The sequence below is a fragment of the Natronobiforma cellulositropha genome, assembly GCF_025629245.1.
GTDB classification, from domain to species: domain Archaea; phylum Halobacteriota; class Halobacteria; order Halobacteriales; family Natrialbaceae; genus Natronobiforma; species Natronobiforma cellulositropha.
In genome coordinates this window covers 99,025-113,105 of the sequence record NZ_JANZXN010000019.1, presented here as the reverse complement: position 1 = coordinate 113,105, position 14,081 = coordinate 99,025, and the positions used below count along the sequence as shown (strand labels likewise).

Annotated in this window: 13 protein-coding genes and 1 tRNA gene; 10 read left to right on the top strand and 4 right to left on the bottom strand. The window is 65.9% G+C overall.

Annotated elements, in window-relative coordinates:
* The first annotated feature begins 120 nt into the window (after positions 1 to 120).
* The 5 genes from N0B15_RS10165 to N0B15_RS10145 all read left to right on the top strand — a co-directional run bounded on the left by N0B15_RS10165 (position 121) and on the right by N0B15_RS10145 (position 5,148).
* Positions 121 to 1,302, top strand: a complete 1,182-nt coding sequence (locus N0B15_RS10165; RefSeq protein ID WP_263019591.1) for a M24 family metallopeptidase — start codon at positions 121 to 123, stop codon at positions 1,300 to 1,302.
* A 69-nt stretch (positions 1,303 to 1,371) separates the two neighbouring features.
* Complete coding sequence (locus N0B15_RS10160) at positions 1,372 to 2,190, top strand: prephenate dehydrogenase/arogenate dehydrogenase family protein (RefSeq protein WP_263019590.1); 819 nt, start codon at positions 1,372 to 1,374, stop codon at positions 2,188 to 2,190.
* Positions 2,187 to 3,656 carry a small ribosomal subunit Rsm22 family protein gene (locus tag N0B15_RS10155; protein ID WP_263019589.1) on the top strand — a complete coding sequence of 490 codons (1,470 nt, stop codon included), beginning with the start codon at positions 2,187 to 2,189 and terminating at the stop codon, positions 3,654 to 3,656. The genes N0B15_RS10160 and N0B15_RS10155 overlap by 4 nt, the downstream gene beginning before the upstream one ends.
* Before the next feature lie 89 nt (positions 3,657 to 3,745).
* Positions 3,746 to 4,555, top strand: coding sequence for a 5'/3'-nucleotidase SurE (surE, locus tag N0B15_RS10150; RefSeq protein WP_263019588.1), 810 nt, complete (start codon positions 3,746 to 3,748; stop codon positions 4,553 to 4,555).
* Positions 4,556 to 4,752: 197 nt separating this feature from the next.
* Positions 4,753 to 5,148, top strand: a complete 396-nt coding sequence (locus tag N0B15_RS10145; RefSeq protein WP_263019587.1) for a helix-turn-helix transcriptional regulator — start codon at positions 4,753 to 4,755, stop codon at positions 5,146 to 5,148.
* Positions 5,149 to 5,241: 93 nt separating this feature from the next.
* On the opposite strand, the gene N0B15_RS10140 is transcribed toward N0B15_RS10145, so the two are convergent.
* Positions 5,242 to 6,255 carry a response regulator gene (locus tag N0B15_RS10140; RefSeq protein WP_263019586.1) on the bottom strand — a complete coding sequence of 338 codons (1,014 nt, stop codon included), beginning with the start codon at positions 6,253 to 6,255 and terminating at the stop codon, positions 5,242 to 5,244.
* A gap of 87 nt (positions 6,256 to 6,342) precedes the next feature.
* The gene (locus N0B15_RS10135) at positions 6,343 to 7,218 is read right to left on the bottom strand and encodes a dihydrodipicolinate synthase family protein (RefSeq protein ID WP_263019585.1); all 876 of its coding nucleotides are present in this window, start codon (positions 7,216 to 7,218) and stop codon (positions 6,343 to 6,345) included.
* 101 nt (positions 7,219 to 7,319) lie between these two features.
* On the opposite strand from N0B15_RS10135, the gene N0B15_RS10130 reads away from it, so the two are divergent.
* The 3 genes from N0B15_RS10130 (at position 7,320) to N0B15_RS10120 (ending at position 10,171) form a co-directional block, all read left to right on the top strand.
* Entirely contained in the window at positions 7,320 to 8,222 is a 903-nt protein-coding gene (locus tag N0B15_RS10130) for a hypothetical protein (RefSeq protein ID WP_263019584.1), read from the top strand.
* Positions 8,223 to 8,327: 105 nt separating this feature from the next.
* On the top strand, positions 8,328 to 9,644 hold the full coding sequence (locus N0B15_RS10125; RefSeq protein WP_263019583.1) for an amino acid ABC transporter substrate-binding protein: 1,317 nt from the start codon (positions 8,328 to 8,330) through the stop codon (positions 9,642 to 9,644).
* Positions 9,645 to 9,796: 152 nt separating this feature from the next.
* On the top strand, positions 9,797 to 10,171 hold the full coding sequence (locus N0B15_RS10120; RefSeq protein ID WP_263019582.1) for a cupin domain-containing protein: 375 nt from the start codon (positions 9,797 to 9,799) through the stop codon (positions 10,169 to 10,171).
* Here N0B15_RS10120 and N0B15_RS10115 read toward each other — a convergent pair.
* Entirely contained in the window at positions 10,148 to 11,266 is a 1,119-nt protein-coding gene (locus tag N0B15_RS10115; RefSeq protein ID WP_263019581.1) for a BMP family ABC transporter substrate-binding protein, read from the bottom strand. The genes N0B15_RS10120 and N0B15_RS10115 overlap by 24 nt on opposite strands.
* A 321-nt stretch (positions 11,267 to 11,587) precedes the next feature.
* Between N0B15_RS10115 and N0B15_RS10110 the strand changes: the two genes are divergently transcribed.
* Positions 11,588 to 12,427, top strand: coding sequence for a DUF4397 domain-containing protein (locus N0B15_RS10110; RefSeq protein WP_263019580.1), 840 nt, complete (start codon positions 11,588 to 11,590; stop codon positions 12,425 to 12,427).
* Between the two features lie 348 nt (positions 12,428 to 12,775).
* On the opposite strand, the gene N0B15_RS10105 is transcribed toward N0B15_RS10110, so the two are convergent.
* A tRNA-Ala gene (locus N0B15_RS10105) sits at positions 12,776 to 12,847 on the bottom strand.
* A 752-nt stretch (positions 12,848 to 13,599) separates the two neighbouring features.
* Between N0B15_RS10105 and N0B15_RS10100 the strand changes: the two genes are divergently transcribed.
* Positions 13,600 to 14,070: a 30S ribosomal protein S15 gene (locus N0B15_RS10100; RefSeq protein WP_263019579.1), complete on the top strand. Its 471-nt coding sequence runs from the start codon at positions 13,600 to 13,602 to the stop codon at positions 14,068 to 14,070.
* Positions 14,071 to 14,081: the final 11 nt, after the last annotated feature.

Below are 14,081 nucleotides of genomic sequence, written 5' to 3'. Positions count from 1 at the left end.
TATGCTTCCGCAGGAGGGGGAGTTCGCTGATGATCGGTCCTGATCCCGAACTCGAGCAGCGGCACGACGAAGTCGTGTCCGACCCACGCCGTTAAGGGTCCACCCCACCCACTCGCGTTCATGACTCGCGACCTCTCCGCACTCCACTCGGCGCTCGAGGCGAGCGGTGCGGATGGCTACCTCGTCGACGACGACGCGACCGACTCCGACCAGCGTTACCTCTCGGGGTTCGACGCACCCGACGCCTACCAGACGCTCGTCTGCGAGGGGGCGGTCCACCTCCTCGTCTCGGGACTCGAGTACGGCCGGGCGCGAAAGGAGGCGACGGCGGCGTCGGTCTCGAGGCGGGCGGACTACGACTACCAGGGGCTGGTCGCCGAGTACGGCCCCCACGAGGGGGCGATTCGCTGTCTGGCGGCCTTTCTGGCCGACCACGGCGTCGAATCGGTGGCGGTCCCGCGGTCCTTTCCGACGGGGACCGCAGACGGGTTGCGCGAGCAGGGCGTCGCCGTCACCGTCGAGTCTCGAGGGGTCGTCGGGGAGATTCGCGCGGTGAAGACCGACGCGGAGGTCGCTCACGTCCGGGAGACCCAGCGGGCGAACGAGGCGGCGATGGCGCTCGCCGAGTCGCTGCTGGCGGAGGCGGAGGTGGTCGACGGCGTCCTCCACCACGATGGCGAAGTCCTCACCAGCGAGCGAGTTACCCGCGAGATCGAGATCGCCTTGCTCCGCCGCGGCTGTGCGCTCGACGACACCATCGTCGCCTGCGGGGCCGACGGTGCAGACCCCCACGACCGGGGCAGCGGCCCGCTCGAGGCCGACCAGTTGATCGTGATCGACATCTTCCCGCGTCACAAGGAGACGAAGTACTTCGGCGACATGACCCGGACGTTCGTCCGCGGCACGCCGAGCGAGGAGGCGCGACGGCGCTACGAGGTAACTCGAGACGCGTTCGAGGCGGCACTCGAGACCGTGCGCCCTGGCGTCACCGGCGCGGCGGTTCACGACGCCGCCTGCGACGTGATCGAGGGGGCGGGCTACGAGACGCTGCGTAGCGATCCGACGGCCGAGACCGGCTTCATCCACAGCACCGGCCACGGCGTCGGTCTCGACATCCACGAGGGACCGAGTCTCTCACCCGTCGGCGAGCAGTTACGCGCGGGCCACGTCGTGACGGTCGAACCCGGAATCTACGACCCGGCCGTCGGGGGCGTCCGCATCGAGGACCTGGTGGTCGTCACCGACGAGGGTTACGAGAACCTGACCGACTATCCGATCTCGCTCGAGCCACGGGCGCGATAACGCCTTCTCCACCGGTCCCGAGTCGCTGGACCGAACGCCTTTTGAAACGCCACAGGCAACGTGAGAGGGATGGACGTACTGATCGTCGGCGCGGGTTCGATGGGACGGTGGATTGCGGAGGCGCTCGAGGCGAGCGTCGCCTTCGCCGACGTCGACGAGGGAGTCGCACGGCGGGCGGCCGACGACTGTGGGGGGCGTGCGGTGTCGCTCGAGACCGACGAGCGCTTCGACGCGGTCTGTCTGGCCGTGCCGATGACCCACGTCGAGGCAGCGATAGAGACCCACGCGTCGCAGGCCGAGGCGGCGATCTTCGACGTCTCTGGCGTGATGGCCGCGCCCGTCGCGGCGATGAACGCCCACGCACCGGACCTCGAGCGCGTGAGTCTCCACCCGCTGTTCGCCCCCGAGCGCGCACCGGGGTTCGTCGCGGTGGTCCGCGAACAGCCCGGACCCGTGACCGACGCGCTGCTCGAGGGACTCGAGACTCGCGGCAACGACGTCGTCGAGACCGACCCGGCCGAACACGACGAGGCGATGGAGACCGTTCAGGCCGCGGCGCACGCCGCCGTGCTCTCGTTCGCTCTCGCCTCGAAGCCGGTTCCCGAGGGGTTCGAGACGCCGGTCTACGAGGGCCTGCGTGAACTGGTCGAGACGGTCACCGGCGGCACCCCGCGTGTGTACGCCGACATTCAGGACACCTTCGACGGCGCAGACGCGGTCGCGACGGCCGCGAACACGCTCGCCGGCGCGGGCCCGGACGAACTCGAGTCGCTGTACTGCGAGGCAGCGACGCAGTGGGGGAGAGACCGACGGACGGCCGCCGAGACCGACCCGGAGGCGAGGGCCGGAAGCGGTGACACCGACAGCGATGTCCGGGGGCGACGATGACCGACCAGCGCGAGACCGTCCGCTCGAACGCGAAGTACCTCCGGCAGGTGCGCCCGATCGATCCAGAGGAGATCTGTGAGTACGTCGAGGGGACGCCCCACCCTGCCGTCGTCCGCCAGATTCTGCGCGAGGAGGCGCTCGACCTCGAGCTAATCGAACGCGCCGACGGCACCTTCGTCCCCGTCCCTGACGACCCCGTCCCGCCGCTTTCGAGACCGCTCGACCGCCTCCCACGCCACTACGAGGACCGGCTCGAGGACCTCCTCGCCGAGCGCTACGGCCCGAACTGGCACGAGGGTGCGAGCGGCGACCTCCTCCGGTCGGTGATCCGCCGGTTCAAAGCGAACTACCTCCACGGCGAAGGCGTCGAGTACGACGACGACGTCGCCTCGGGCTACGCGATCTACCACCTGCCGGGGTACTACGCGGCGATCCAGTACGCGCTGAGCGACCTCGCCGAGCGCGGCCTGCTCGGGCGAACCCTGCGCGTGCTCGACGTGGGTGCGGGCGTCGGCGGGCCTGCCCTCGGTCTCTGTGATCTGCTCCCCGAGGACGCCCTCCTCGAGTACCACGCCGTCGAACCGAGCGCCGCCGCCGACGTCCTCGAGACGCTGCTCGAGGAGACGGACCGGAACGTCCACACGACGGTTCACCGAACCACCGCCGAGGCGTTCGACCCGGCCGCTGCCGACGCACCCGACAGCTTCGACCTCGTCCTCGTCTGTAACGTCCTGAGCGAACTCGACGATCCCGAGGCAGTGCTCAGGTCGTCCCTCGAGTACGTCGCGGACGACGGGGCGCTCGTCGCGCTCGCCCCCGCCGACAGGGAGACGAGCATCGGTCTCCGCCGCCTCGAGCGCGCCGTCGAGACCGACCCGGACGTGACGGTCTACGCGCCCGCGGTGCGCCTCTGGCCCGGTGCGACGCCGAGTGACCGTGGCTGGTCGTTCGACGCCCGCCCCGATCTCGCGGTCCCGACGTTTCAGCGCCATCTCGAGCGTGCAGGAGGCGACGACGAGGACCACCGGCCGGGCGAGTTCGTCAACGTCGACGTACAGTTCTCGTACTCGATCCTCAGACGCGACGGCGTCCAGCGGGTCGACTTCGACCTCGACCCCGCCGACTGGGCGCGGATGGCCGACATGGACCGTCACGTGCCGAACCGGATCAACGTCGTCGCGGCGAAGTTCAGCCGGAACTTGAGCGCCGAAGACGACGACGGAACCGGACACGGCGGCGGGCGCGAGTCGGGACGGGCGAACCCGCTGTTCAAGGTGACAGACGGCAGCGAGTCCGTCGACCACTACGTGGTCGTGACCTCGGTGACCGAACTCAACCGGCCGCTGCTCGAGGCCGACTACGGTGAGGTCTGTTCGTTCGAGCAGGCGCTCGCGCTCTGGAACGACGACGAGGAGGCGTACAATCTGGTGGTCGACGAGGAGACCATCGTCGACCGGATCGGCTGACCCAGGCCGCTCGGTACCGTCCCCGGTGGAGTTCCAGCCGTCGAACCGGTGAACTTTTCGCGTCGTCGTCCGAGGCGTTCCCTATACACATGCGCGACGACCTCGAGATCCTGCTCACGAACGACGACGGGATCGACAGTCCGGGACTCCGTGCGCTCGCCGACGCGCTCGCCGCGGTCGCCGACGTGACCGTCGTTGCCCCGGCCGACGACCAGAGCGCCGTCGGCCGCTCGCTCTCACACGAGGTCGACGTCCTCGAACACGACCTCGGCTACGCCGTGGCGGGGACGCCAGCGGACTGCGTCGTCGCGGGCCTGGGGGCGCTCGCTCCGGATCCCGACCTCGTCGTCTCCGGCTGTAACCGTGGAGCGAACCTCGGCGAGTACGTCCTCGGTCGGTCGGGGACGATCAGCGCCGCCGTCGAAGCGGCGTTTTTCGACGTCCCCGCCATCGCCACGTCGATGTACGTTCCGGCGGGTGACCTCGCGTACACGGAGGTCGAGGTCACCCTCGAGAATTACGCCCACGCCGTCGACGCGACCACGTACCTCTGTACGCACGCCCTCGACGCCGGCGTCTTCGAGGCGACCGACTACCTCAACCTGAACGCACCGATCGCGCCGTCGGCCGACGCGACCTGCCCGCCGCTCGAACTCACGCGCCCGTCGAAACGCTACGAGATGGACGCCGCACGCGAGGGCGAACGGATCCACCTCCGGGACCGCGTCTGGGAACGGATGGAACCGGAGACGCTGCCGGACCCCGCGGGGACGGACCGCCGGGCGGTCGTCGAGGGACGCATCAGCCTCTCGGCGCTGACCGCACCACACACCACCAGCCACCACGACGCGCTCGAGCGACTGGTCGGGGAGTTTCCCGAACCGACTCTCGACGCGTGAGGTCCGGTTCCGAGTGTCCAGCCTGACCGCCCTCTCTCGGGGCGCTTGCGCCTCGCAAGCTTACTGCTATTGCGTTGCGCCAGACTCCGACTAGGTAGTGACGGTGCGGGCGGTACTGACATATAACCCGGAAGGCATAACAGCAAGGTAGGAGCGCGTCTAACCGGCGATAGCCTCCGCGGATGGTGATCGATACGATGGTACTTCAGACCCTTTGGACCCGTCTCTCGTCTCTTTGGCGGTCAGACTCTGCCGGCAACTCGCCGGCTGATGCGCCCTCGACAGCCGAGGAGAGCGACGACGGACAGACGGACGACGAAACGCTGAGTTACGCAGAACAGGTCGAATACGGTGTCGACGAACGGGAACTCCCCGACGAGGATCACGTCCTGCGTCTCCTCGTGAAACAGGGCGGACGCGTCGACGAAGAGACCGTCCTCGAGAAGACCGGCTGGTCGCGGACGCACCTCCAGTCCGTGGTCGAAGAGATGGAGGAGGACAACCAGGTCAGCGCGATCACCGTCGGCCGCAAGCGGGTGATCTGTCGGCGCGGGTTCGAACCCAAAGGATACCGCTCGCACCTCGGCGAGTGACACCGTCCTCGAGCGTTCGTCACGGCCGGTGAGCATCGCACCCGCTTCGGTGCTCTCCTCGCGGCCGGGGGTCTCGTCTTCAGTCCACCGCTGTCACTCGAGGCGGCGAACCGCCTGCGCTGCGGTCGCTTGCAACACGCGTGCCGACTCGTCGATCTCGCCGTGAGCGCGCGTGATCGTGTCGAAGTAGTCGTCGGCCGCCCCACAACTACACGCGTCACTGGCACTCGAGAGGTCCGCCGTCGCACTCGCCAGCGGCTCTTCGACCCCGTTCTCTGCGAGGTGTTCGACCTCCGCAAAATGGGTGAGACACGTCTCGAGTTGGCGCTTCCAGAGTCGGCGATCTCTCACGTTGCGGCCCTCGGCGATGAGTGCCACGACCGTTCCACCGGCCCTCACCGGTCGGATCGTCCCGTCGATGATGGCCCGGTCTCCGTCGGTGTACTCGACTTCGAACTCGACGTACTCGCCGTCGGCCGCGCGCTCGATCCATCCCCGACACTGGTCTCTCGATGCCGAATTTCGGTCCCACCAGGACGACTCCCAGATGTGTTTTCCTTCGAGTTCTTCGGCAGACCCCTCGACGAATTCGAGGATCGTCCGATTCACGTCGACGATCGTCCCGTCGGGTTCGGTGACGGTGATGAACGCCGCCGGATCGTCGAACACCGCCTCGAAGAGCAACTCGTTTCGCTCGAGTGCGCGCTGTGTGCGATAGCTCTCGACGGCGTTCTCGATGCGGTTCGCGAGGACGACGTACTGATCCGCGCCGAGTTTCTTCTGGAGGTAATCGGTCACGCCGACCGAGATGGCCTCACTCGCGATCTCCTCCGATCCTTTGCCGGTGAACAGGATGAACGGGAGGTCGCTGTCCGTCTCGCGCACGACCTCGAGGAACGCGAGACCGTCCATCCCCGGCATGTCGTAGTCGCTGACGATGCAGTCGACCGACTCGGTCTCGAGGCGCTCCAGTCCCGACTCCGCGTCGGTCTCGGTGACGACCGTCAACCCGTCGTGGGCACGCTCGAGGAACCGCGAGGTGAGGTCGACGAGCGCGGCATCGTCGTCGACACAGAGGACACGTATCGACCCCGATGAGAACTCCATGCCCCAAGTGTCGACCCACTCACAGATGAGTCTACCGGGGTCGTCTCCGCTGTCGTGAGTGTCTCACGAACGGACTGGCTGGCTCGCCTAGCGTCTGTGTACGTCGTCGAGCGTACGCTCGAGCGCTGTCACATCGTCGACGGCCACGAGCGGGGACCGAACCTCGTCGCTCGCGAGCACATCCCGGTGGACGAGTGCAGCCTTGGTCGCCGGTGCGAAGCCGTACGCGGTACACGCCTCGAAGAGTGCTCCGATCACGTCGCGTCCGAGGCGTAACCCACGTTCGTCGTGTGCACGCTCGAAGACCTCGCGATACACCTCCGGGACGACGTTCGACAGCGCGTTCACGCCGCCGTCTCCACCCACCCGGAGGGACGGGACCAGCAACGGGTCGTACCCCTGGAGACAGCGAAACGAGTCGGGCGTCGACCGGAGCAGGGTCTGGAAGTACTCGAGGTCGCCACTCGAATCTTTCACGCCGATGATCCGCTCGTGACTCGCCAGTTCTGCGACGACGTCCGGCTCGATTCGCTGACCGGTACACTGAGGGATGTTGTAGAGGACGAGCGGCAGCGAGACGCGGTCGGCGACCGCCTCGAAGAAGTGCCGGTCGCCTTCGGGGTCGTTCGCCGTGTGGAAGTACGGCGGGACCACCACGGCGGCGTCGGCGCCCACCTCTGCGGCCGTCTCGACGTACGCGACCGTCTCCGCGACGCTCGTCGCCCCCGCCCCGGCGACGACGGGCACCTCCGCGTGTTCGACCGTCACCTCGAGAACGCGCTCACGCTCGCCCGGTGAGAGACTCGCGAACTCGCCGGTCGTCCCGCAGGGGAAGACGGCGTCGACCCCGCCGGCTTCGACGTGCTCGAGGACGTCACGGTAGGCTGCTTCGTCTACGCGCCCGTCGTCGAACGGCGTCACCACCGGTGTCGTAATTCCACACAGTAGGTCGCTCAGTGTCATCGCTCGTTTTCCGTCTTGGTCCGGCGCACGATAGGGGTTGTGTCTGTCCCGACCGCGTCGAAACCACACACCTCTTTCACGGGCCGCACCTACTCGCGAGCATGCACGACGCCGACGGTCCGCTCACGCCCGAGGAGTCGGCCGGCACGACCGTAGCGCGACACTACGAGGCGGTCGACGCCCGCACCGTCGTCCGGACGCTCGAGTCACGTCTCGCCGCACTCGGCTACCGCGTGGTCACGACGAACTGGTCGCTCGAGTCGGACGACGACGCCGACCACCCCGCCGGTGGCGACGGGGCGACCCTCATCTACGCCCACATCGCCGCCGTCACGGACGATCCCGAAGAGACCGCGGCGACGGGCACGATCACCTACCGTCCACACGGCACCCAGGGAGGCTTGCTCGCACTCGTCGGTGCCATCTTCTCCCTGCCGACGGTGTTCATCTCGCTCGCGCTCACGGCCGTCGGTCTCTTGCTCTACCGACGCACGGACGCTGCGTCGGTGCCGCTCGTCCGGCGCACCGGCATCGACGTCACCGTCACCGGACGGCTCACCGAGGGCTCGAGCGCCACACTCGAGCGCGGCGAACCGACCGCGGCCGACCTCGAGGTCCGCGCCGTCGGCGGCCCGTCGTTCGCCGTCGACCCGGCGCGGCTCGACGACCTCCCCTGGCCGCTCCACACGACGCTCGCCCGCCGCGTCGACGACTGGCACGGCGAGTTCGTCGACGACTCACCGCCGGACCGGGACTTCGGCGACGAGTTCTTCGAGCACCTGATCGCCTGGCGCAACCGCGATTCCGAAATCAGCCGCGAGCGCATCACGGCCGCCCAGGCCGACCTCGAGCGGAGCCAGGAGACTCGAACGGCGTACACGGCGGCGCTCGGCGTCGACGCGAGTGCGGCGACGGATGCCGAGGAGTCGGGGATGGCGATCGAGGACACGCTCGAGGAGCTACTCGAGGGACTCGACGATTCGGACGGCGAAGCGACTGCGTGAGTGGTGTGCTCGTAAGCCGTCCTCGAGTACTGGTCCAGGGTGTGGACACTCACGCCCACCACCGGAAAGCTACTTTTGGAACTTCGGTGGGAGTTGGAGGGGAAGATGTCGCCTGAATCACACACCAGTAACCGGAAACAACGGAGCACGAACCGTCGACGGGTGTTGAAAGTGGTCGGGGGAGCGGGTGTCGCTGGTCTCGCGGGCTGTATGGGTGGCGACTCGACGGTACCCGCTGCCGCTTCCGGGACGGTCGATACTACCGACGGAGACGAGACGCCGACTGATACGATCACGCTCGGCGGATCGATGAGCCTCTCCGGTGATCTCTCCGACCTCGGACGGCTGTACGCAGACGCCTACGACCTGACCGTCGACCGCATCAACGACGCGGGCGGCGTCGAAGGGGGCGACGGAACCACCTACGAACTGGACCTGGTCTTGCGGGACGACGAGAGCGACCCCACGAGGAGTGAAGCCATCTACCAGGACCTCGTCGATCGGGAAGGGGTCGACTATCTGGTGGGACCGTACTCGAGCGAGATCACACTGCCAGCTGGTGACGCCGCAGCAGCCGCTGAGCGGCCGCTAGTCGCGGGTGGTGGCGCCAGTACACAGCTCTTCGAACGGGACAACGAGTGGATTTTTGGCCTGTTACCAACAGCCGATACCTACGCCACCACGAGCATCGAGATGGCCATGGCTCAGCCGGATCCGCCGTCGACGGCGGCGATCCTGACCAAAGAAGATCCGTTCAACCAGGACGTCGCGGCGGGCGCACGCCGAACCCTGCAGTCGGTAGGTGTCGATGTCGTCGTCGACGAACCGATCGCCGACGAGGCGGCCGACCTGTCGACACATTTCACACTGGTCGAAGACGCCGACGCGGACATCCTCCTCGTGAACGGCTATCAGAACGACGCGGTGGCCGCGGCCGAACAACTGGCGAGCGAGACCGTCGACGTCGACATGGCGTGGGCGCCGGGTGGTAATCTGACCGACTCGTTCAGCGAGCAGACCGGAGAGAACGGCGACTTCTGGTACGGCCCGTCGCCGTGGGCGAGCACTGTCGACTCCGTTGACGGCGTCTTCGGCTCGGCGAGCGAGTTTCGCTCGGCCATCGAGAGCGAGTACGGCTACGAACCTACCTACCACAGCGCGGCCGCCAGCGCGGTAGTCCAGACGTTCCAGCATGCGTTCACGGAGACCAACGAACTAACGCCGGAGACCGTGCGCAACGCGATCCGTGACGTCCAGTTCGACAGCCTCTACGGGTCCGTTCAGTTCGACGAAGACGGTGTCATCCCCCGGGAGATGGTCGTCTACCAGTGGCAGCCGGACACGGGCACACAACTCGTGTGGCCGGAGGAGGTCAGCGAAGCCGATCCCATCTACCCGATGCCGACCTGGGACGAGCGCTAACCTGCCTCGAGACCGAATCCCCAAACACCTGCCCGGCTCGTCTGTAACTCGCCCCGTGATCGGAGCTGTTCTCTCACAGAGACGTACCTTCAGCCGTGGCTCGAATAGCGTTTCAAGGTCTCGGGAACCGACAGACAGACTGGGTACGAATCATGGACGTGACGAACACTGGTGAAAAGAACGAGTGGGACCATCCAGTGCAGGTGACGACGGCACTCCTCTCTGAGAGCGTCGAGAGCGAGTTCGACGGAAATACCGTCCACTCCGCCGAAGTAACGTTTCGGCCGGGTGAGCGAACGACGTTTCACACCCACGCAGGCGTACAGATCCTGTACGTCACTGAGGGAGAAGGAATCGTCGCGACGCGCGACGAAGAGCGTACGGTCTCGAGAGGCGATCTAGTCGTTTTCCCGCCCGGTGAAGAACACTGGCACGGAAACAGTGTTGATGCGCAGGCTTCGTTCAGTCACGTCTACTTCCTCGCGGAATCTGGAGACGGCGAACTAACGGTTCTGGAGCCTCCGTGAACCTCGAGAACGACACTCCTGGCCGGACCTGTGTCGTCGGCCAGGTGTGTGGTGACTCACGGTGGCCACTCTGGCCGAGTCGCGTTCGTCGATGTTGTCGATCTCGAGCGTGTCGACGTCGAACATGAGCGCCGTGTCGGACCAGTTCTCGAACGGTGTTCCGCGCCAGACGATCTCGTCGGCGTCTCCCGTTAGCAGGTCTTCGCGGCGATCGATCACCGCACCGGCGACATCGTCGGGCACGTTCGGGCCAAACGTCGAAATATCACCAACGCCGTCAGCGATCCCTGGGAACGTCACGCCAGCCTTCCAGGTGCCGTCGCGAACGGCTTCGATCCGATCGGCGTACACCACTGACCAGTCCCAGACCGGCGATGTGAGGTAGGTCTCGCCACCGAATCCGGACATATCGGTGTTGAAACCGGACCCCCAGATGCTGTTCTCGTTCGCCGTCTCGACGACGGCAGGCGAGTCCTGATGCTGTGCCAGTACGTCGACGTTCTCGTCGTCGACGAGCGCCTGTGCCGTGTCGCGCTCAGCCGGTGGGTCGAACCACTCGTTCGTCCAGTGCAGGTGGACGGTCGCGTCCGGGTTGACGTCTCGAACACCCGCGGCGAAGCCGTTGATATCCTGGAGGACGGTCGAGACAGGATTGGACGCGACGTACCCGACACCGTCTGTTTCGGTCACGAGTCCGGCCGCGTAGCCGACGAGGTACCGCGCCTGATAGATTTTGCCGTAGTACGCACCGAGATTGTCCGCCGTGTACGTCCCGGAGGCGACCTCGAACGCGACATCGGGATACGCTTCCGAGGCGCGTTCCATCGGTTCAGTGAAGTCGGAGGTCGTCCCAAAGACGATGTCGAATCCGTCAGCTGCGAATCCACTCGCGAGACCGTCGACGTCCGCTGGATCGGCAGTCTCGACGTACTCCGTCTCGAGGTCCTCGCCAAACTCGTCGACGGTCTCTCGAAGGCCCCGGTGATGTGCGCTCGTCCAGCCGAGGTCGTCCGTCCGACCGTCGTATATCCAGGCCGCTCTGACGGTGGCGTCGAGACTGTCGATGTCGAGCTGGCCGACTGTGGATGCTATCACGGACCCACCGACCACGCCGAGAAATCGTCGCCGCGACGAGTTCCACGTGTGTGTAGAGCATGAACCTCTCATCTCACTCTCACCAACGCCGGCAAAATTGGTTAAACCCGGCCTCGAGTGTGGCGTTCACCGAGGAACAGGGGAACTTCGTGAATTTTGTGGCTGTATGGAGTCACGTGCAACAACGGACTGAATCGTGAACACCCTCCCCGCCCTGACGGTCAGGGCTTTCTCTCCGCAACCCGCGGCTGGGTACCGTGAACCTCGACCTGCGTCTGCAACTGGTAGCACTATTACCGATATCGTCGTCGTGACAATTGCATGACTGGAAACCGTGTGAGCCGACGACGAATCATCCAGATAGGAGGCAGTCTCGTGGTCGTAGGTGGCACTGGAAGCACCACTGTCGCCTCGAGTGAACACGAACCGAACGACCGGCCGGCCGACGCTGGCATCCAGACTCGAAGTGCACACCTCTCGCCCGACGCACCCAACGTCGACGTCTACGTCGACGGAGAACTCGTTCGCGAAGACCTCGCGTACCGGACGGTCACCCCCTACCGCGACCTCGAGCCTGGCACGTACCAGATTCAGGTCGTACCCACCGGTGACGACCCCGCTGAAGCAGTGCTCGAGGAGACCGTCGAAATCGAGGAAGGGGACTCCACCCTCGCGGCGATCGGCGAAGTGGCCGCGGAAAACCAGCCCCTCGAGGCGCTATTCCTCGATGACGACAACAGCCCGGTCGATGCGGGTACCGCTCGCGTTCGCGTCGTCCACGCCGCACCCGACGCGCCCGCGGTGGACGTCGTCGTCGACGAAACCGGGGATGCGCTGTTCGAAAACGTCGCCTTCGGTGAATCCGGCTACGTCGAGGTCCCCGAAGGCGAGTACACGCTCGTTATCTACCCTGCGGGCGACCGGGAGACCAGCGTCTTCGAAATCGACGTCTCCCTCGCCGGAGGAACCGTCTACTCCGCGTTCGCGATTGGCTACCTCGAGCCGGAGAACGCACCCGCCGACGAGCCGTTCGAGATTCTCCTCACGGAAGATTCCCTTCCAGATGAAGCGGACGCTGAGCCGGACGAAACGGATCCGAAAGAGGACGAACACGGCAAAGAGTCTGAAGGGGAGCGATGCGAGGACGAGACCGCGACGTGACACTGTGGCCCGTCGTGGACCATCACCCAGAGCTCGGTTTCGACGGCAAACCCTGTGCGCACCCTCCGAGAGAGGACGTTCTGGACGCTCTCTGGACCCGCCGGAACTGAACGGGTGAAGCGACGGAAGAGTAGCCGTGTCGGGACTGAGCAAACGCGAAGCGTTTGCGATGTACGGTAAGTCCACGACTGAACGAGCGGAGCGATGTGAAGAAATGGACTTGCCGGGATTTGAACCCGAAGGAAGACGGTCACCTCGCTTCGCTCGGTGCTGCGACTTCCAGGGCTTCAAATCCCGGCTTCGTCGACCATTTGCGGCGCTCGCGGATATGCTCGCGCCGCAGAATAGTGGACTTGCCGGGATTTGAACCCGGGGCCTCTCCCATGCCAAGGGAGTGATCTACCGCTGATCTACAAGCCCGTGTTGCACTCTCGAGTTTCCCGCCGGGATAGATAAACCCCTCGAATTGCTCGAGGGCGCGCTATCTTCCCACACGCTCGACGGTGGCTCGAGCGGCCACCGGTCTGCCGGAGCCAGATGCAATTGTTCTTGAGAATCGCCAATAGATATATGTCCTGCTACCACTATCGGTAGAGCAGAAGCGACGTCTCCGACGGAGACACGCACCCCGTCGTCGAGAGTGCGACCACTGGCGGTGTGGCGACGCGCTCGCGGGTGATGTGCCGTGTCCGGCGGGACGAACCGACGCTGTGCCACGACACCGAGACGATGACAAACGAGACACCTGACACGGACGACCCGTTCGCCTCACCATCACACTGCCCACGCTGTGGGACGCCGGTAACGGTGGTGACGGTCCGCGGACCGAGCGACTGCCGGCTCGCTCCGTGTGGCTGCCGGTTCGGTTGACGACCCGGGAGGCGTACCCGCTCGAGGAGGCGGTGCTCGAGTCGGGACTCCCCGTCGGGTGGCGGTACGTTCTTCGATTTTGGGTTTCCCGTGAGCCTGCGTGCGCACAAGTGACTCTCGCCGGGCGAGTACGTCTAGAAACCCTTTAGGCGCTCACCGGGAAAAGGCGGGTGGGAAGCGCACGGCCGCAAATCCGACGGTGTCGCGCAGACGTTCTCGCGCGACTTGGGATTGCGGAAGTGCAACCCGGCGAGAGCCGGATTCACAGTCGGCGGTCAGTGCGATTCCTATCCTCTAGAACAATGGCACGAATGCACACCCGCCGCCGCGGCAAATCCGGATCGGACCGACCCGCGGTGGACGACACACCGGAGTGGAGTGACGTCGAGGCAGACAAGATCGAAGACCGAGTCGTCGAACTCGCAGACCAGGGCTACGACCCCAGCCAGATCGGCTTGAAGCTGCGTGACGAAGGCGTCACCGGCACGCCCGTCCCGGACGTCAAACTCGCGACTGGGAAGAAGGTCTCTCAGATCCTCGAGGAGAACGACGCCTCCCCGGAGATTCCCGAAGACCTCAGAAACCTGATGGCACGCGCCGTGCGACTGCGCGAGCACGTCCGCGCCAACGGGCAGGACTTCCAGAACAAGCGCGCGCTGCAGAACACCGAGTCGAAGGTGCGCCGCTTGGTCGAGTACTACCGCGGCGACAAACTCGACCCCGAGTTCACCTACTCCTACGAGGTCGCGAAGGACCTCCTCGACGACGAGTGAGCCACCCCATC

Coding starts and splice junctions, on each gene's coding strand:
- N0B15_RS10135 (WP_263019585.1), bottom strand. CDS start 7,218: ATGACACTGAGCGACCTACTGTGTGGAATTACGACACCGGTGGTGACG.
- surE (WP_263019588.1), top strand. CDS start 3,746: ATGCGCGACGACCTCGAGATCCTGCTCACGAACGACGACGGGATCGAC.
- N0B15_RS10100 (WP_263019579.1), top strand. CDS start 13,600: ATGGCACGAATGCACACCCGCCGCCGCGGCAAATCCGGATCGGACCGA.
- N0B15_RS10130 (WP_263019584.1), top strand. CDS start 7,320: ATGCACGACGCCGACGGTCCGCTCACGCCCGAGGAGTCGGCCGGCACG.
- N0B15_RS10120 (WP_263019582.1), top strand. CDS start 9,797: ATGGACGTGACGAACACTGGTGAAAAGAACGAGTGGGACCATCCAGTG.
- N0B15_RS10125 (WP_263019583.1), top strand. CDS start 8,328: ATGTCGCCTGAATCACACACCAGTAACCGGAAACAACGGAGCACGAAC.
- N0B15_RS10155 (WP_263019589.1), top strand. CDS start 2,187: ATGACCGACCAGCGCGAGACCGTCCGCTCGAACGCGAAGTACCTCCGG.
- N0B15_RS10160 (WP_263019590.1), top strand. CDS start 1,372: ATGGACGTACTGATCGTCGGCGCGGGTTCGATGGGACGGTGGATTGCG.
- N0B15_RS10110 (WP_263019580.1), top strand. CDS start 11,588: ATGACTGGAAACCGTGTGAGCCGACGACGAATCATCCAGATAGGAGGC.
- N0B15_RS10140 (WP_263019586.1), bottom strand. CDS start 6,255: ATGGAGTTCTCATCGGGGTCGATACGTGTCCTCTGTGTCGACGACGAT.
- N0B15_RS10165 (WP_263019591.1), top strand. CDS start 121: ATGACTCGCGACCTCTCCGCACTCCACTCGGCGCTCGAGGCGAGCGGT.
- N0B15_RS10145 (WP_263019587.1), top strand. CDS start 4,753: ATGGTACTTCAGACCCTTTGGACCCGTCTCTCGTCTCTTTGGCGGTCA.